Annotated in this window: 12 protein-coding genes and 1 pseudogene; 6 read left to right on the plus strand and 7 right to left on the minus strand. The window is 65.0% G+C overall.

The genetic code is table 11. From position 1 onward, the window contains the following. The first annotated feature begins 130 nt into the window (after nt 1–130). Complete coding sequence (locus A7B18_RS19625; protein WP_180970258.1) at nt 131–274, plus strand: PIN domain-containing protein; 144 nt, start codon at nt 131–133, stop codon at nt 272–274. Between the two features lie 93 nt (nt 275–367). On the opposite strand, the gene A7B18_RS19630 is transcribed toward A7B18_RS19625, so the two are convergent. Both A7B18_RS19630 and dnaE read right to left on the minus strand, forming a co-directional pair. After that, nucleotides 368–1843, minus strand: a complete 1476-nt coding sequence (locus A7B18_RS19630) for a hypothetical protein (RefSeq protein ID WP_180970259.1) — start codon at nt 1841–1843, stop codon at nt 368–370. Between the two features lie 51 nt (nt 1844–1894). Continuing rightward, the gene (gene dnaE / locus A7B18_RS19635) at nt 1895–5875 is read right to left on the minus strand and encodes a DNA polymerase III subunit alpha (RefSeq protein WP_102128377.1); all 3981 of its coding nucleotides are present in this window, start codon (nt 5873–5875) and stop codon (nt 1895–1897) included. A gap of 380 nt (nt 5876–6255) precedes the next feature. Between dnaE and A7B18_RS19640 the strand changes: the two genes are divergently transcribed. Beyond that, the gene (locus tag A7B18_RS19640; protein ID WP_102128378.1) at nt 6256–8139 is read left to right on the plus strand and encodes an N-acetylmuramoyl-L-alanine amidase; all 1884 of its coding nucleotides are present in this window, start codon (nt 6256–6258) and stop codon (nt 8137–8139) included. 66 nt (nt 8140–8205) lie between these two features. Here the strand turns inward: A7B18_RS19640 and A7B18_RS19645 are convergent, their stop codons facing one another. Further along, nucleotides 8206–9477 (minus strand): cation:proton antiporter, encoded by a 1272-nt coding sequence (locus A7B18_RS19645; protein WP_102128379.1) that lies wholly within the window; start codon nt 9475–9477, stop codon nt 8206–8208. 432 nt (nt 9478–9909) lie between these two features. Then, on the minus strand, nt 9910–10209 hold the full coding sequence (gene rpoZ, locus A7B18_RS19650; RefSeq protein ID WP_102128380.1) for a DNA-directed RNA polymerase subunit omega: 300 nt from the start codon (nt 10207–10209) through the stop codon (nt 9910–9912). Between the two features lie 217 nt (nt 10210–10426). Between rpoZ and A7B18_RS19655 the strand changes: the two genes are divergently transcribed. Further along, complete coding sequence (locus A7B18_RS19655) at nt 10427–11023, plus strand: DedA family protein (protein ID WP_102128381.1); 597 nt, start codon at nt 10427–10429, stop codon at nt 11021–11023. A 4-nt stretch (nt 11024–11027) separates the two neighbouring features. Here A7B18_RS19655 and A7B18_RS19660 read toward each other — a convergent pair whose 3' ends face one another. Continuing rightward, nucleotides 11028–11522 (minus strand): vitamin K epoxide reductase family protein, encoded by a 495-nt coding sequence (locus A7B18_RS19660; RefSeq protein WP_102128382.1) that lies wholly within the window; start codon nt 11520–11522, stop codon nt 11028–11030. Nucleotides 11523–11735: 213 nt separating this feature from the next. On the opposite strand from A7B18_RS19660, the gene A7B18_RS19665 reads away from it, so the two are divergent. The 3 genes from A7B18_RS19665 to A7B18_RS19675 all read left to right on the plus strand — a co-directional run bounded on the left by A7B18_RS19665 (nt 11736) and on the right by A7B18_RS19675 (nt 15604). Next, nucleotides 11736–12638 carry a lysophospholipid acyltransferase family protein gene (locus A7B18_RS19665; RefSeq protein ID WP_245872987.1) on the plus strand — a complete coding sequence of 301 codons (903 nt, stop codon included), beginning with the start codon at nt 11736–11738 and terminating at the stop codon, nt 12636–12638. Between the two features lie 827 nt (nt 12639–13465). Continuing rightward, nucleotides 13466–14068 (plus strand): hypothetical protein, encoded by a 603-nt coding sequence (locus tag A7B18_RS19670; protein ID WP_102128383.1) that lies wholly within the window; start codon nt 13466–13468, stop codon nt 14066–14068. Between the two features lie 90 nt (nt 14069–14158). Continuing rightward, complete coding sequence (locus A7B18_RS19675) at nt 14159–15604, plus strand: hypothetical protein (RefSeq protein ID WP_102128384.1); 1446 nt, start codon at nt 14159–14161, stop codon at nt 15602–15604. A gap of 1292 nt (nt 15605–16896) precedes the next feature. On the opposite strand, the gene A7B18_RS22115 is transcribed toward A7B18_RS19675, so the two are convergent. Together A7B18_RS22115 and A7B18_RS19680 are read right to left on the minus strand one after the other, a co-directional pair. Beyond that, a complete protein-coding gene (locus A7B18_RS22115; protein WP_180970260.1) occupies nt 16897–17043 on the minus strand; it encodes a hypothetical protein in 147 nt (48 codons plus the stop codon). A gap of 253 nt (nt 17044–17296) precedes the next feature. Further along, a pseudogene (locus tag A7B18_RS19680) lies at nt 17297–17422 on the minus strand (IS701 family transposase); the annotation flags it as partial.

A 17422-nucleotide genomic window follows, 5' to 3' on the forward strand; every position in this document is an offset into this window, starting at 1 on the left:
CCTTGCCACAGGCCCGGCGAGAAGCGAGCCGGACCCTGGAGGAGGTCCGGCTCGATCGGTGTCCGCATTGCGGGGAACAACTGCGGGGAGCGTCCCCATGAGCCTGAACGGAAGTGACAAAGTCCTGCTAATGGGTACAGGAAAACCCATCGGCCCCTATGACCTCCTGATCGCGGGCCACACCCTCGCGTTGCACGCCGTCCTAGTGACGAACAACGTGGGCGAGTTCAGGAGGTTGGAGGGGCTGCAAGTTGAGGACTGGTTGAAGGAGTAGGGGAAGGAGGCGGGCCGGGGCGCCCGCTTCTAGCTTTCCGTCGCTTGCACTTAGGCTTCTACCTGAGTTCTAGCTTGTAGAAAACGTTTAAAATTATTTGACATTCGATGCAGACTGCTTGGGAGTCGCATCTATTATAATTATGGTATTGTCATTTTCGAGACCCAAATTTATCATTATTTTGTTCAACTTTTCTAATTCTGATTCTTTGAAATACATGATAGCCTTAATACTTTTGCTCGTATTATTTGCATCTTCGTATATCTTAACTTGGTTGGCTAAATTTTGCTCAAGTTTTGAATTGCTAGCGAGTTTAAACTCAATCAAAGACTTGTCTGCGCTTCCCATGGATACAGCATAGTCAACAGGACCCCGTCCATTATTAGTCTCACGATTTACGTCAAATTCAGTCGCATACCAAGTAAGTCTGTAAATCAACTGTAGGTTGCTCTCGGATGTTATGGGTTTATCACCATCGTAAAATAACCTCCAACCATCGTGTTTTTCTATAAACTCTTTGAGATAAATAACCCTGTCATATGCAGCGTCGTAAGAATCACCCCTAGATTTGTAGAAATCGGTATTGCCACGCAAATAGGTTACAATACTTGAAACATTATTTATAAACAAGCGTTCAACAGACTCCACATTTTGCTCGCTAAACGCTTTAGCATCATCTTTGTTTTCCTCCCTATCTTTAAGATAGAGATTGAGAATCTCGGGATGTGTTGCTATAATTTCATCTATTGCTCTGTTCTCTTGCTGAGCTCTTCGTTTCGCATCTTCTGAGTTTATAGCCTTAGCTAAATAATTGTTAAGCTGGTCTCTTAAAGAAGCATCTGTGATTGAATTAACGATACTCCTAAAACGCTGATTCAAGTCTCCTCGGCTTATCCACATTTCGTCCTTCGTCAGGATGTCCTTTGGAGTAAGGATAATGTACTCCCCAGCATAGCTTGGGAGCAAAAACGTACCACCCATCCATCTCTCAGTTTTGTAATCAAAGTAAACCTTCTGTATCGCAAATTCCTCAAGAAGAGACATATCTATATTATTCCTTGCAAATTTTTGGGTGTAGTCAAGCAGGTAGTACTTTATCAAATTCGTTGTTAGATCACTTATATTATCTCTGCCTACCCCATTTCTAATCAGTCCCAATTTTTCCAAATGACTGCTTTGAAGCATCTCCTCTTCACCAAAATCTTTGAACACGCTTGCGAGATTGGCATTTAAGGCATGAGCAAATTTCTTCCCGAGACCATGCCCTTTATTACCCCTAACGCTATATCCCAACCAGTTACCTTTTTCCTCTGGAAAAGTAAACCAAGCAGCCATCAAGCCACTCTTAATATTGCTTGATTTAGATTTGTCTCTAAGGAAGATTATGTACTTAATAATTTCTCTGTGCAGCTTCTGGTATTCTTCTTTGCTACTCCCGAAAAGCAGAAAGGGGTCGATAAATAGTAGCAAATCATTTATAAGAGAGACATCCAAAGCACCATAGTCATCTAAAACTGACCTGTTTACCCCAAAGAAGTCAGAGAAGTAGATGGAAATTACTTGTGACATAAAAACATTCTAACTTATAAGCCTCACCAGTTCAATTCTCATACAAAGCAATTACGCCTGCATCCCCCTCCCCCCACCCTTATTCGCCCATGCGGGCGGCTTGGGCGCGAAGCGGCTGAGGATGGTGCCCTGGTCGTAGGCGAGATAGGCGTCGGCCCAGGGGAAGCCAGCGTTCAGGGCACGGATGGCCTCGGGGCTGCCCATGTTGTGATCGAGCTGGTAGAGCACGAACTGCTCGGGCGTCTCCAGGCGCAGGTAGGTGGGCATGGACCCGGCGTGTTCGTCGAGGACGCTCTGGAACTCGCCCACCGCGTCGGGACTGGCGGTCTCCAGGTCGATGGTCACGTACATGACCTTGGGCACCTCGGCCAGTTGCTCGACGCCCACGACCTCCTCGGCGATGGCGCGCAGGCCGCCGTCCTCGGACTCCAGTTCCACGATCACGAGGGCGGGCGTGTCGTTAATCAGCTTCTCCTGAATGCGGTCGTAGGCGCGCGAAAAGGCGACGAGTTCCGTCTGCCCCGACTCGTCGGCGAGGATGAAGCGGGCCATCATGCCGCCGGACTTCGTGGGTTTCTTGACCACGCTCTCGATCATGCCCGCCAGCACGGCCTTGACCCGCTTGCCCGGCGCAACGTTCTGGGTGGTGAACCAGGCGTCAAGGTCGGAGATGCGGCAACTGGCGGCCTCGCGCAGGCCCTCGTGCTGCTCCAGCGGGTGCCCGGAGATGTAGAGACCGAGCGACTCCTTCTCGATGGCGAGGCGCTGGAGGTCGGTGTAGGGTTCGATGCCCGCGCGTGGTTTCGGCTCGGGCGCCGTCTCGCTCATCCCGAAGAGGGCGTCCATGCCGCTGCTCGCCATCGCGGCGGCTCCCTGCGCCCAACTCAGCGCGTCCTCCAGGCTCTCCATCAGTTGCCGCCGCTCGCCGAAGCGGTCAAAGGCGCCCGACTTGATCAGCGACTCCATCGCCTTGCGGTTGCAGACCTTGCCCCCCACCCGCGAGCAGAAGTCGGCGAGGGACTTGAACGCCCCCGCACGCTGGCGCTCCTCCAGAATCCTCTGCACCGCCGCCTCGCCCAGCCCCTTGATCGCGTACAGCCCGAAGAGGATTTCCTCGCCCTGCACCGCGAAGTCGGCGGCGGAACGGTTGATGTCGGGCGGCAGCACCCGCACGTCCATCTTGCGGGCGTCGGAGACGTACTCGGCCACCTTGTCGGAGTCGCGGCGCTCGACAGTGAGAAGGGCGGCCATGAATTCGACGGGATAGTTTGCTTTCAACCAGGCCGTTTGATAAGTAACAACTCCATATGCGGCACTATGACTCTTATTGAATCCGTAGTTCGCAAATGCATCCAGCAAATCGAAGAGTCTATTACCCTCTTCCTTCGGCACCCCGTTCTTTTCTGCGCCATCAACGAAGAGCTGCCGCTGACGCTTCATCTCCTCGGCGTCTTTTTTACCCATCGCTCGGCGGAGTAGGTCGGCGCCGCCCAACGAATAGCCCGCCACCTCCGAAGCGATCTGCATGATCTGCTCCTGATAGACGGGGATGCCGTAGGTTTCGGCCAGAATCTTCTCCAACCACCGCGCGGAGTTGGGGAAGCCGTCCTTGACGTAATCGACCTCCTCGACCCCGTGGTGGCGGCGGACGTAGGTGGGGATGTTCTCCATCGGGCCGGGGCGGTAGAGGGCCGACAGGGCGATGATGTCGGCGAGGCGGCGCGGCTTGAGGCGGCGGGAGGCGTCGGCGATCCCTGCGCCTTCTAGCTGGAAGACGCCCTTGTTGTCGCCGCGTGAGAGCAGTTCGAAGGTCTTCTCGTCGTCGAAGGGGATGGTGTCGAAGTCGATCTCGATGCCGCGCGACTCGCGCATGATGCGCTTGGCCTCGTCGAGGAAGGACAGGGTGCGCAGCCCCAGAAAGTCCATCTTGATCAGGCCGATGTCCTCGACCGCCTTCATGTCGTACTGGCAGACCATGCCCTCGCCCGACGTGTCGCGCATCACGGGCACGAGGTCGGTGAGCTGCGTCTTGCCGATCACGACGCCCGCCGCGTGGACCGAGGCGTGGCGGGTCAGACCCTCCAGCTTCAGGGCGAACTCGTACGCCTCCCTGAGCTGGGCGTCCTCTTCGAGCATCTGCTGGATGTCGGGCACCGCGTCGCGCGCCTGCTCCAGCGAGTAGGACTTACCGAACTTGATGGGGATGAGTTTGGAGACCTTATCGACCTTGGCGTATTCCAGGCCCATCACGCGCGCCACGTCCTTGAGGCACGCCTTGCTCGCCATCGTCCCGAAGGTGGCGATCTGGGCCACCCGGTCGTCGCCGTACTTGCCCTGCACGTACTCGATGACCTCGCCGCGCCGGGCGTCGTTGAAGTCGATGTCGAAGTCGGGCATGGAGATGCGGTCGGGGTTGAGGAAGCGCTCGAACAGCAGCTCGAATTCCAGGGGGTCGAGGTTGGTGATGCGGATGGCGTAGGCGACGAGCGAGCCCGCGCCCGACCCGCGCCCCGGGCCCACGGAGATGCCCTGATCCTTCGCCCAGTTGATGTAGTCGGCGACGATCAGGAAGTAGTCGGGGAAGCCCATGTTGTTGATGACCGAGAGTTCATACTCGGCCCGGCGCAGGACGACGAGGGCGTGGGTGTGGTGAGCCTTGGTCGTCTCCTCCACGTCGGCCTCGGGGTCGAGTTCGATACTCGTGTCGCTGTCGCCCCGCCGGGCCTTGCGGCAGTCCTCGTGGGCATAGGCGGGGAGTTGACCCGCCTCGGCCTCCGCCTCCATGACCTCCAGCGCCGGGTATTTGGTGTACTTCTCCCCCGCGTCCTTGCCTCGCCCCTCCCAGACACTGCCCATGAAGGCGAGGAGGGTGAACAGCGTTTCGAGGTCGCAGGTCTTGGCGTCGCAACCTCGCACGCGGGAGAGGACGCGCGCCCTGTCCTCCGTACCCAGCGCCTCCAACGACCGCTGAGCGTAGTCGCGGAGCAGGTTCTCCGTCGCGTGCGCCGGATATCGCTTCACCGTGCCGCGGTACGTCTGCACCCGCAATTCCTCGGCCATCGTGCGGCCTTCCGGGATGGGCAGGGCGGGCATCTGGTACACCCGCTTCTTGCCCACGGGCAACTCGACGTTGCACATCTGGGCGATCCGGGCGGTGTTGTCGAAGGGTTCCTCGCCCCACTCGGCGACGGGGAGGGCCGCCTGCATCTCGTCCAGGCCCTTCACGTAGAACTCCTCGCAGGGGAACTTGAAGCGGTTCTCGTCGGCGAGGGTGGCCTTGGTCTGGATGGCGAGCAGCGTCTCGTGGGCGGTGGCATCGGTCTTCTTGACGTAATGCCCGTCGTTCGTGGCGACCATGCCGATGCCGAGTTCCTGCGCCCAGGCCTTGAGAATCGGGTTGTTCTTCCGCTGCTCGGTCAGACCGTGATCCTGAATCTCGATGAAGTAGTTCTCGCCGAAGAGGTCGCGGTACCACAGAAGGCGTGCCCGCGCCTCGTCCTCGCGCCCCTGGAGCAGGAGTTGCTGCACCTCCGAGCCCAGGCAGCCGGAGAAGGCGATCACGCCCCGGTGGTGCTCCTGAAGCAGCTCGTGGTCGATGCGCGGCTTGTAGTAGTACCCCTCGGTGTAGCCGCGCGAACTCAGGCGGCAGAGGTTCTGGTAGCCCTCGAAGTCGCGGGCGAGCAGGGTGAGGTGGAAGATGCCCTTCTCGCCGCTGACGCCCGGCTTCTTGTCGCGCCGGGTGCCGTGGCCGGGGACGACATAGGCCTCGTAGCCCAGGATCGGCTTGACGCCCATGCCGGTCGCGTAGTTGTAGAAGTGGACCGCCCCGTGCATGTTGCCGTGGTCGGTCATGGCGCACGCCGGGTCGTTGGGCGTGACCTCCTTGACCCACTTCAGGAGGTCTTTGAGCTTGGCCGCGCCGTCGAGGAGGCTGTACTGGGTGTGCTGGTGCAGGTGCGCGAACTTTCTGGGGCCGCAGCAGGAGCCGTCCGGCAGATGAACATGGGGCTGAGCGGGGTCGGCGGCGGTCATACCCAGAGTCTAGGCCGAGGGCAGGAGGGCGAGGGTGACCTCGGAGGTTGACGGCCCAACCGGGGCCTAGTCTCGAAGACACGTCCTGGAAACCCCGATAGGCCCGATCTCTCACCACGCCCAGCACGGGTGCCGCTGCCCCCACGGCACCCCCTCAGGGTCGAGGCGGGCCGCGGCTCCTCCCCATAGCACAGAGTCCGAATCTCACCCAGAGGCGGCGTTGCCAACGGTCAGCCTGGGGCGGACGCACCCTCAAGTCCTTGAAGCAAGTTCAGGCCGGGTGGAGAATTGTTATTTTTCTCGCTATCGGGTCTATAATCGAAGACCTCATGAGGCGAAATGTGCGCTTCTCACGAGAATTGGGTACAGTATGGGGACCCATGAAGCCGCATGTCATCTTGCTCTCATCTCTTCTGTCGTGCGGAGTGGCGGGGTCCTGGGCAGGGGCGCAGACCGATCCCTTCCAGCGCGTGGCGCCCGCCCAGACCACGCCCTCGCTTCGGGGCGCGCCGCCTACCGCGGCCCCGGCGAGCGGCGCGGCCACTTCGGCGGGTGCGCCGTCTTCCTCGGGAACCCTGAGCCTGACGGGCATGGCGGACGCGACCTTCGGGCTGCCGCGGGCGAGCAGTGACGGGAGCCTGACGCGGGTGGTGTTCGACCTCGCGGCGGGGGTGACGTACCAGCTCACGCCGACCTTCGGGGGGCTGAGGATCGACGTGCGGGGGGCGCGGGTGCTGCCCGCCGTGAGCGCGCGGCTGGGCACGAGTGTGGCGGAGTACCGGGCGGGGGGCGGGCAGGTCACGCTCGTGACGCCATTTCCGCTCTCGCTGACGGACGGCTGGCGGGCTTCAGAGACGACGGTGGCGACCGGGGCGCGGGTCTTGATCGTGGAGTTCGCCCCGACGCTGGCGGGAGGAGCGAGTCCCTCGCAACGGGCGTTCGTGCGCGCGACGGCGGCGCCCGTAACCCCAGACGCGCGCAGCGTCCTCTCGGCGCCGCTGAGTTCGGTGGCGACGGTCACGGCGGCCACGGCCACGCCCGAGCCGCCCGCCGCGGTTCCGGCCCCGGTGCTGGCCCGGCCCGCCACGCCCGCGCCTCTGCCCGAGGGGCTTCCGCCGGGCGACGCGGTGTCGGCGGCAGGCAGGGCGGCCACGCCCCCGCCCGCCCCGGCCCTCCCCGGTCAGGAGAGCGGCAAGCCGAGCCCCCTGAGCGGACGCGCGCCGGGCAGCCCGCAGGCGGGGGCGGCGCTCACCGTGCCCCGCCTGGGTAAGAATCCGGGGCTCACGCGGGTGGTGATCGACCTGCCGCCGGGGGCGAGTTACCGGATGGTGCCGGGCGGGGTGGGCCTGCGGGTGGAGCTTGCGGGGGTGAGCGCCGCCCCGCAGACCGGGCAGAACGTGAGCCCCGAGCTGCGCGCGTGGCGCTTCGAGCCGACCCCGGAGGGCGTGGCGGTGACGCTGCTGACGGGCACGCCGCTGACCTCGCGCAGCGGGGGGCGGGCGCAACTGCTGCCCCCGGCGGGGGGGAGTGAGCGCTCGCGGCTCGCCATCGACCTCGCCCCGGCGCTGGCGGACCTGACCCCGTTGACGCCCAGGGAGCGGGTGATCGCGGCGGTGCCGCCGGTGCCCGCCACGCGCGGCACGGCGATCCTGGCCCTGAGCGCGAGCCTCGTGCAGCCGCGGGTGGTGATCGACCCCGGGCACGGCGGGCGCGATCCCGGCGCGGTCGGCACGATCACCGAAAAGCAGGTCACGCTCGACGTGGCGCTGCGTGTGCGGGCCCTGTTGCGGGCGGCGGGGGTGGACGCGGTGCTCACCCGCGAGACCGACACGGCCCTGCACGCCAACAAGGCGACCGACCTGGAGTTGCGCGCGAGGGCGGGCACGCCCGGCACCCAGCTTTTCCTGAGCATTCACGTCAACGCCCTGGAAGCCCACTCGGCCCTACGCGGCTACGGGGTCGAGACGTGGTGGAACCCCAACCACCCGCTGTCGAGCAGCTTCGCCGCGATCATCCAGCGGAGCGTGGTGGGGGTCACGGGGGCTTTCCCGCGCGGGCTCAAGGGCAACCGTTCCCTCTCGGTGCTGCGCAACAGCCGCGTTCCCGCCGCGCTCGTCGAGATCGGCTACGCCAGCCACCCCGTCGACGGCCTGAACCTCCAAGACGAGAACTACCTCGACCGCGTGGCCCTCGGCGTCGCGCAGGGCATCCGCGAGGCGCTCGTCAGCGGGGTCACGGCGGGGGGCGGGGCGGCGGGCAAGTAACCCGGAAGCGGGGCCGCCGAAGGGGCGCGGGGACGGGAAGTCCCCAGCGCCCCTCTCTTGATGGGTTCAGTGGCGGGCCGGGTCGGAGGCCACCTCGGCGCTCGCCGCGGCGGCGCGGTGGACGAGCGGCATGATGGTGAGCCCCTGGACGGCGATGGTGAAGAGCACCACGGCGTAGGTGGCGGTGACGACGTGGGTGCGGTAGGGGCTCTCCGGCAGGCCGAGGGCGAGGCTGATGGCGATGCCGCCGCGCAGGCCGCCCCAGGTCAGCAGCCGGACGGTGTAGGACCCGTACCCCTCGCGGGAGCGCACGAGCGCGAAGGGCAGGGCAACGCTCAGCCAGCGGGCGGCGAGGGCCACCCCGATCAGCAGCACGCTCGCCACGATCTGCGGGCCCGTCGTCTCGGTGAGGAGCACGTCCAGGCCGATAAAGGCGAAGAGCAGGATGTTGAGCACCTGGTCGATGGTCTCCCAGAAGCCCTCGATGTGGGCGCGCGTCTGGGCCCCGAAGGCGCGGCTCTTGGTCGCCGAGATGACCAGCCCCGCGACCACCATCGCCAGCGGCCCGCTGATGCCCAGCGCCGAGGCGGCGACGTACCCCCCCACGACGAGCGCGAGCGTGATGAGCACCTCGACCGCGTGCTGCTCGATGGAACGCAGCAGCGCGTAGCCCAGCCCGCCGAGCAGCGCGCCGAAGAGCAGGCCGCCCAGCGCCTCCCGCACGAAGAGGGTCAGGGCCCCCGCCACGCCGGGTTCCGCGTGGGTGCCGCCGACGCCCGCCAGTCCCGCGAGCACGAGGAAGATCACCACGCCCACCCCATCGTTAAAGAGGCTCTCGCCCGCGATCAGGGTCTCGATCCTGGCGGGGACCCGCGCGCGCTTGAGCAGATCGAGCACGGCCACCGGGTCGGTGGGGCTGATGAGCGCCCCGAAGAGCAGCGACCAGATCAGGGGCACGTTCAGGCCCACGAGCGCGAAGACGAAGTAGGCCGCGAAGCCGATCAGAAAGGTACTGATCAGGGTGCTCAGGAGCGCCAGCGTCAGGATGCTCACCCGCTGGCGCAGCAGCTGGGTCGCGTCGAGGCTCAGCGCCCCCGCGAAGAGCAGGATGCTGAGGATGCCGTTGAGCACGAAGTCGGTGAAGTCGAGCGTTTCCAGAAGTCCCGCCGCCCAGCCGCGCAGGCCGGGCACGCCGAGCGCGTCGAGCAGGATCAACCCGATGCTCGCCAGGGCCCCCGCCAGGGTCACGCCCACGGTGGTGGGAAAGCGCAGCGTGCGCTCGTTGAGGTACGCCAGCACGGCGGTCACGCTCAGCAGAACGGCGAAGGCGGTCAGCATGGGGGTTACTCTAGCTGTCCCGCCGCCCGTTCCCCGTCACGGACGCAGCTCTGGAGAAGTCCACTCACGAGGACAGGTCAGGCCCCGTCCAGGCCCAAGTCTTTGATTTGCTGTCTTCCAAAAGAGGTCAAGGAGTACAGTTTCTCTCGTCCTTCCCAGCTCACCGTCTCTATTTCCCCTGTGAACGTCCGGTGGCCTGAACCACCCAGACCATCGTTCATCCGTGAGTTCACGTGTGGGCGCAGCGTCTCCATCTTGAGGTGTGGAACCTGTTGCCACACCTCGCGCGACCTGAAGGATGTCCGTCCTGTTTGTCGCTCTAACAACAGAAAAGCCCGCAGAATATCTCTGCGGGTCTGCGAAACGGGGCGACGGTGACGAGCCATGTGACGAGAGGGTTAACGCCAGCCGTTTCCGACCGGCGAAGGTTCCTCAGTCGCGTTCGCGCTCACGTTCGGCGTTGAGCTGGGCTTGGAGCTGGGCCTGCTTCTGGCGCACGTAGTCCTGGTGGAAACGGCCCTCGTCCATCAGGTCGGTCCCGACGGTGAGCTTGCCGGTCGCCAGCTCGCGCATCGCCTGGGTCACGAGGTTGCGGGTGCGCACCCGCTGCTCGACGGGAAGCACGCTGGGCGCCCCCGAACGCAGTTGCAGGGCGCGTTTGGCGGTCACGACCGACAGCCGGTACTTGCTGTCGGTGAGGGAAAGCAACTTGTCGATGTCCTGCTCGGCCACGGTATTACCCCTTTCGGTCCGGCGGGCCCGCCCCGACAACGCGTTGGGGCGGGCGAGCACCGGTCGCGGCGCCGGGAGCGGCGCGCTTCAGCCGTTGAGTCTACCCCGGGACCGGGGGGTCCGACCACCCTGGGAAGATGAGGGCGTGGTCAGGCCCGGCGCCCCCTCTCTCCAGCCAGGCCTTGCCCCCCTCCCCTGCGAATGTCTACAGTGGGGCATGCACCTCATCGACCTGCCCGCCCTGCTCGCGACCGCAGGCTACGCGGGGATCCTCGCCATCGTCTTCGCGGAGACCGGCCTCCTGCTGGGCTTTTTCCTGCCCGGCGACAGCCTGCTGATCATGGCGGGCATCGTCGCGGCGGGGGGTGCCCTCGACGTGCGGGGCGTGGTGGCGGCGGTGGTCGTCGGGGCGATTCTGGGGGACACGGCGGGCTACCTGATCGGGCGGCGCTTCGGCCCGGCGGTCTTCCGGCGGCGGGACGCGCGCCTCCTGCGCCCGGAATATCTGACCCGGACCCAGGCGTATTTCGAGCGCTATGGCCGCCTCGCGGTCGTCGTGGCCCGCTTCATCCCGGTCGTGCGGACGGTGACGCCCACCCTCGCGGGGGTCGGGCGGATGCCGTACCCCACCTTCTTGGGCTTCAGCGTGCTCGGGGCGCTGCTGTGGGGCGCCGGGGTGCCGCTGGCGGGCTACGGGCTGGGCGGGCTGATCCCACACCTCGACCGCTACGTCCTGCTGCTGGTGGCCGGGGTGCTGCTCGTTTCCGCCGTGCCCGTGGCGCTGGAGTGGCGGCGGGCGCGCGGGCCGGGCTGAGCCCTCAGCGGCGCAGGTTGCCCAGGGCCCGGCGCGTCTCGGGGAAGGCCAGCACCACGGAGGCGAGCGAGGCCACGGTCGCCACCTGGCAGTAGACGCACAGGGCCTTGTTCTGCGCCCACTCCTCCCGGCCCAGTTCGAGGGAGGTCAGGGCGTCGCCCGCGATCTTGAGGCCCATCGCCACAGGCAGCAGCGGCAGGTCCGAGGCCCGGTCCTTGCCGCCCGCCGCCGCGAGCCACGCGGTCACCCCGTAGTTCACGACCATCATCAGGGCGTCGGGAGTCATCAGGCGCTTGTAGGCGTAGTCGGAAGCGTCCACCCGGGCCGAGTCGAAGGGGCCGGGCGGGTCGGGCAGATCTTTGAGGATGCCCGTCTGGTACAGGGACACGATCTGCCCCATCGCCACACCGAGCAGAGACAGCCCGACGATCCAGCGGCGCCGCTGGAGGTCGGGGGTGTGGGCTTGGCGCAGTTCACGGCTGAGTTGGGTGGGGTCCACGGCTCGTTCCTCCCTCGCGGGCGCGCGGGGCGCCCGTGCCCATCCACTCTTCCGGCCACAGGTCAATGCGCGGATGAAAGGCGCTTGGCCTTGCCTTGGCCCTGGAGAGGAGCGGGAGTGATCCCCGGGGCCGGGCAGGTGGGCGGACAGCCCGCGCAGCGCCCTGCGGGTCTGTCAGGTCGCTGACGGCCCCAGGGGGCGCGGGCGGGCACGATGGGGCGGGACATCATGCCGCCCGACCTCCCTTCCCCCACCCGGCTGCGCCTGCGACCCGAGACGCTGGCGGGCTGGGTTCGGCTGCGCTTTGCCGGGGACGCTCTCCTCGCCCGACAGGCCCGGACCCTGGCGAACCTTCCGCCCGGCCTGACACCCGCCGAGCGCGCGGAGCGGCAACGGGAGGCGAGCCGGGTGATCCTCAGGCACCTGGGGGTGCGGCTGGAGAGTCAGGGGCTCGAACACGCGCGGGGCGGGCCCTTCGTGGTGGTTGCCCTGCACGAGAGCCTGCTCGACGTTCCGGCGCTGCTGACGCTGCCGCTGGAGCTGCGGTTCGCCGCGCGGGATGAGGTCTTCTCCTGGCCGCTCGTCGGCCCGGCGATCACGCGGCTGGGGCACCTCTGCATCCGCCCGGAAAGCGGGGCCGCCGCCTACCGCCACCTCCTGACGGCGGGGCGCGCGGTGCTCGCGGGCGGGGAGAGCCTGGCCCTCTTTCCGCAGGGTTCGGTCCTCGGGGTGGAGACGGCCTTTCAGCGGGGAGCCTTCACCCTCGCGCGGCACCTGCGCGCACCCCTCCTGCCCGTGGTGCTGACGGGCGGGCACCGGGTCTGGGAGCACCCCTTCACCCCGACCCTGCGCTACGGCCAGACGGTCGGGCTGCGGGTGCTGCCGCCCGTCCCCGTGCCGCAGGTGCTCGATGAGCCCCCCGACGTCCTGCGAAGCCGGATGCAGCGCGAGATGAAGCGCGTGGCCCTCTCGGGAAGCCTGCCCGCGCCCCGCCGCTATGACCCTGAACGCGACGGCTATTGGGACGGCTACCGCTTCGACATCGACCCGGCCTTCCCGGAGGTGCGGGACCGCATCGAGGCGCGGCGCCTGCTCCGGCGGGGCGCGACGGCGTGAGGCTCCGGGGCCTCGCCTGTCCGCCCCACCCCAAAGGACACAAAAGAAAAGCCCGCCCTGAACCGGACGGACTTTTTCTGGAGCCAGGGGTCGGATTTGAACCGACGACCTACTGATTACGCTCCAGCCGGGCCAAACGTCAAGCAGACACCCGTCCCCAGCGGGCTTTCTCCCGCCGTTGTGCTCGCCGTGAAGGTAAGTCTGTAGGACACCCGCTGTCAAGTTTCGACCGCCGACATGCCGTTGATAAAAAGGCTTATCAACGTAACACCGCCCAATCTGCCCTACCGTGCCAGTTGTTGAGGCTTCCCTACCGAACGGTAAGGAACTCCAGCGCGGTGCGGAGGGACAGTACGTCGAGTACCTGCGCTGAATCTGGGAACCACTCGAAACTTTCCCACGGGACGCCGCCTGTCTCCAGACAGGAGCGCGACCGCCAGTACTACCTCGCCAACCGTGAACGCCGCATATGGTTTAGCCGTCCCTTTCAAGGGCAGTGACAGCGTGTAAAGGAAGGCCAGCTAGCTTCTTTTGTCAAAACACCGACACCATAGACTGTCCTAAGCAAGCACACCGGCCCCGGCAACCGCTGGGGCTTTTCGTTTGCTCGCATTGCACCCACTGGGTGCAAGAGGAGAAGACATGTTGGAACAAATTTGCACTATCGCCCGGTATGCCGACGACCGCAACCTCAGCCGAAATACCGTCAAGTCATGGGTTGCACGTGGGCAACTGCCCACCGTCGTCATTGCCGGGCGCACCTTCGTCATGAAGAACGCACAGCCCACACACAGCCCACGCGTTCCAGTCCGGCAGGCCGGGCAGTAATGGCCTCCGACGCATGGTTCACATGGTGCCGGGACTACGGGCGGGCCGCGGAGGTCTGGACCCTTCCGGGGCTGAGGCGGCGGGCGGAGGCGCGGGGCTTTCGCTTTACGGACAACACCGCCCAGCGGCAAGCCTTCGACTTCACCCTTGAGCGCCGGAGCCGCCGCCTATGGGGGGACGTGAAGCGGGCGGGCCGGAGGGCTTGCAACTTCCCCACCGTCAGCCTTGAAACTCTGAGCAACCGGGGAGAGCGGTCCTGGGCCTTCCGCCTTGACGTGCTCTGCGTGGTGAAGGAGGAACCCACCGGGACCCGCGTCTATTGGGTCAACCTTCGGAAGTACCGGGAGGACACCGCCGACTTCACCGCGTTTCAGGCTGGGGAAGCGTCCACCATGCCGGGGCCGGAAGGGTCCACCGTCCTCAACGTGCAACTTGCGGCCCTTGAGCGGCGCGGCTGCCTGGAAGACGTGACGGCGGAGTTTACCGCCGCCTACCGGGAAGACCACGGGGACACGCCACCGGAGAGCCTGTTCACCCCGTCACCGGAGCGTGACGCACAACCTATGCCGCCGCTGGCTCTGCCTTCGCTCGCTCGACCATAAAGCCCCGGACCTCACCGGGGCTCTGCCGTGCACTGCTCTGAACTGTAGGAGGTTTCGAGCATACCGCACGGCCTTTCCTTTTGGAGTGCTGTGAAGACACACAACCTCGACACCCGCATGACCTCCCGTGCGTTCCGTGAGGCGGTCCTCGACGTGTACCCGGACGCCGCCTACAAGCCGGAGCGTCTGCGCTTGCTGCTCCTGCTCCTCCTGTGCCCCTGGGTGGACGCTGAGGGCCGCACGGTACTCGACTACAGCCAGCTAGCGGCATGTGGCAACGCTGACAGCAAGGGCCGGAACTTCAAAGCCGCTGACCTTCTCACAGACTTTGAGGCGCACGTCATGCCGCTCAGTCTCACCGGGCCGGAGTGGCGAAGTAAGGCCAGCTTGAGCCGCGCCCGTACTGCCCTTCCCGTTTGGCCTCAGACGGTCCTAGACGCTCTCCGGGCTGAGCTTGAGGCGCATAGCCGGGACCGGCTACGGGACGCCGTGTACTTCGTTTCAGGACGGCCCTACAAGCCGCGTCAACACCGGGAGCAACTGACCATGTACCGAAGACAAGCCCTTGAGGAACTGCTCGCCCACGACCACCCCGCTCTCGACCTCATGAGGTACGCCAACAGCCAACAGGGGACGGTGTTTGCTCGCATGGTGGAAAAGCACGGGGACGCGGCACGGGCCGCGGCTCTCAGGCTGAGCAAGCCCGGCCCCGACGGACAGCCCGACCCGGTAGCCACACAGGCGGCCCAGTGGCACGCCCTGCGCATACTGCACGGGCTGGAGAGTGAAGCCCAACCCTTCTACAAGCCCAGCCGGACAGGCAAGACGGCGCGGGTGTTCGCCGACGGGCTCTCCTACCTGGGGCTGAGCAAGCCGGTACGCCGTGCCCTCATGCCGGACTGCCCGGAGCTTGACCTGACAAACGCCCAGCTTGCCATAGCGGCGCAGGACTGGGAGGTCCCGGAGGTACAAGCCTTCCTCTCGACTGGGGCGAAGGTGTGGCCGGAACTGGAGCGGCACTTCCAGCTTGAGCCGGACACGTACAAGCCCGTACTGAAGTCCACCCTGTACGCGCTGCTGTTCGGTATGGAACGGGGCGCCATTGTGCGGCACCTGGCACACGGCGGGGCAGGCGAGCATGGGCGCGGCATTGGAGAGGAGAAGGCGGGCAGGCTGTTCGACCACCCGCTCATAGGGGCGCTGTACCGGGCAAGAGAGCGCCAGCTAGCCTCCCTCAAGGAAGCGGGGCACGCTCGGACGGTCTTTGGGCAGACGTTCCCGGTGACGGACGGGGAGAGCGCACGCTCAGCCTTAGCGGCACAGGCTCAGGCGGTGGAGCTATGGCTCCTCCTCCCGGCTGTGGAACTGCTAAGGGGCAACCGGGACCTAACCCTAGTGGCGTGGCAGCATGACGGCTTTACCGTCCACAGTTCCGACAAGAGCAAGACGGAACGGTACGTCAGGCAGCTACAGGACGCGGTGCGGGAAAGAGCGGAGCAAGCGGGGTACTGTACCCGGCTGGAACGTTCGGAGTAGTCGGCGGGGAGAGGCGCACAAGCTGGCAGGACGGAACGGGTGGGAGCAACAGACGCGGAGCGGCGGACGTGAAGCGAGGGTGTACTGTCCTGAGCTTCTCGGACGGGGTGTGTCTCGCTCTCCTCGCTCGGCTACGGCTAGCCTCGCTCGGTACTGGCACGGCCTAGGGCTTAAGGTCTTCGACCTACGCCCTGCCTCGCTTCGCTCGGACACTGGGAGGTGTCCTGACTGCTCCAGCTATGGGGCTCTCTGGTCTGCCTGCCTTGCTCTGCGGGGGTCGCTCTGCTCCCCCCATAGAGTCGTACGGCTGAGAGAGGGAGAAAGCTAGAAACACTGTGCTGGACGGTGTGGAAGGGGTGTCGAGCTTCCGGGCGGGTCTGCACATTTCCCCCGCGGGTTGCTCCTGGCTCCTGCTGGCGTTGGGGTGGCTCTCAGCGGCAGGCGGGCAATTGCCCACTACGCCTTGTCTTCCCTTTTTGCCCGGCCCTCAAGAAGTCGCCCCAACAGCTCTCGCTCGGCTTCTAAGACCGCCTGTATGCGCGGCAAGTTGTACTTGGGCATGTACGGGTTACGTCCGTCACCCCATATGGCGGCAGCTACGGGGTCTATGTACCAGCGGCTACCGACCCTTTCGGAAACAAGCTCAAAGTCGCCCCGCTTGCGGCGCGTGCGTAGTGTCTCCAATGGTATGTCGAGCATGTCGGCACACTCCCGCAACGTTACGTAGCCTTCCGGTGGCTTCATGGTCGGAACCTGTAAGCCGGGAACTGGTTCACTGCTCCAGAACACGCCCCCACCCCGCCGCATATGGGGCACAGGCACGGAAGCGGGCAGGCGGTCAGCGGGACGCGCGGCGCAAGCTGGGCTTGTCTCACCGTCAGGCGTGGTTGTGGGTCTTCCATACCCTCATGCTACGGACGGCACCGGGGGCGGTGTGCAAGCGCAAGCCCCGCCCAGCGCGGGAAACGCGGAGCGGGACTGCCCGGAGGGGAGGGGGTGGGGTCGCGCTGCGCCTCACACGGTCGCCACATTGGCAAAAGACGCATGAGAGGCACGGCGGGCAGAACATTGGGGGGCGGTGGCTCGCCGCCCGCTGCTCGACGGACGGGGGAGGGGGTGCCCCGGTGGGGGGGTGCTTTTTTCTGGCGAGGACGTACCCCGGGGGGTAGGAGGTCGAAACACAGGAAAGGGTGCTTCCCGGCAGAACGGCTCTCATGTGGCTCAGGACGTGCGGGGGCACTCCGGGGCGGGGTCAGAGCTTGCCGGGGCCTTCCTGGGCCTCCTGTGCGGTTCTAGAGCTGTTCCTCCGGCGGGCTATGTTCGGGAAAGTCCGCGGGCAGACTGTAAATGACGTGTCGCTCACAATTGAGGGTGCTGACAATGGCGTCGGGGGAGAGGGTCAGTTCCTCGGCGGTTTCGTACTCGAAGACAAGCGGCATGTGGGCTCCTGGGTTGCACATAAACGGGTGCAAGGTAATAGGCGGCGGGTCAGGGAAAGTAGGGTCAGGAGAGGTCTAAGAGGCGCTACGCACACAGCCGAGCATTTCTCCAACAAAAAGTCAGAAAGGAAAGCCGGCTGGGTTCTTTGTCAGTAACGTTGCTCCCCGAACATGACGCGGACAAGCGGAGAGTGCCGGGCGTGTCCTTTTTGAAGGTCTTCGCGGCTGAGGTTTACGTAACGGAGTGTCATTCTTAGGTCTTGCATCTGGATAAGGTGAGTGAATACCCGTGCTGGCGCAGGAATTCTTCCTCTCGACAGACCTGTGCAGCGAGTCGTTGAATGACCAGCAGGGGCAGGGCCACCCGGGCGGCGACTTC

Origin of the sequence: Deinococcus planocerae (genome assembly GCF_002869765.1) — a bacterium.
Classification (GTDB): Bacteria; Deinococcota; Deinococci; order Deinococcales; family Deinococcaceae; genus Deinococcus; species Deinococcus planocerae.

What these genes read in the sequence shown, in the direction of transcription:
- A7B18_RS19645 (WP_102128379.1), bottom strand. Translation starts at nt 9,477, where the DNA reads ATGCTGACCGCCTTCGCCGTTCTGCTGAGCGTGACCGCCGTGCTGGCG.
- A7B18_RS19625 (WP_180970258.1), top strand. Translation starts at nt 131, where the DNA reads ATGGGTACAGGAAAACCCATCGGCCCCTATGACCTCCTGATCGCGGGC.
- A7B18_RS19630 (WP_180970259.1), bottom strand. Translation starts at nt 1,843, where the DNA reads ATGTCACAAGTAATTTCCATCTACTTCTCTGACTTCTTTGGGGTAAAC.
- A7B18_RS19655 (WP_102128381.1), top strand. Translation starts at nt 10,427, where the DNA reads ATGCACCTCATCGACCTGCCCGCCCTGCTCGCGACCGCAGGCTACGCG.
- A7B18_RS19665 (WP_245872987.1), top strand. Translation starts at nt 11,736, where the DNA reads ATGGGGCGGGACATCATGCCGCCCGACCTCCCTTCCCCCACCCGGCTG.
- dnaE (WP_102128377.1), bottom strand. Translation starts at nt 5,875, where the DNA reads ATGACCGCCGCCGACCCCGCTCAGCCCCATGTTCATCTGCCGGACGGC.
- A7B18_RS22115 (WP_180970260.1), bottom strand. Translation starts at nt 17,043, where the DNA reads ATGCCGCTTGTCTTCGAGTACGAAACCGCCGAGGAACTGACCCTCTCC.
- A7B18_RS19640 (WP_102128378.1), top strand. Translation starts at nt 6,256, where the DNA reads ATGAAGCCGCATGTCATCTTGCTCTCATCTCTTCTGTCGTGCGGAGTG.
- A7B18_RS19670 (WP_102128383.1), top strand. Translation starts at nt 13,466, where the DNA reads ATGGCCTCCGACGCATGGTTCACATGGTGCCGGGACTACGGGCGGGCC.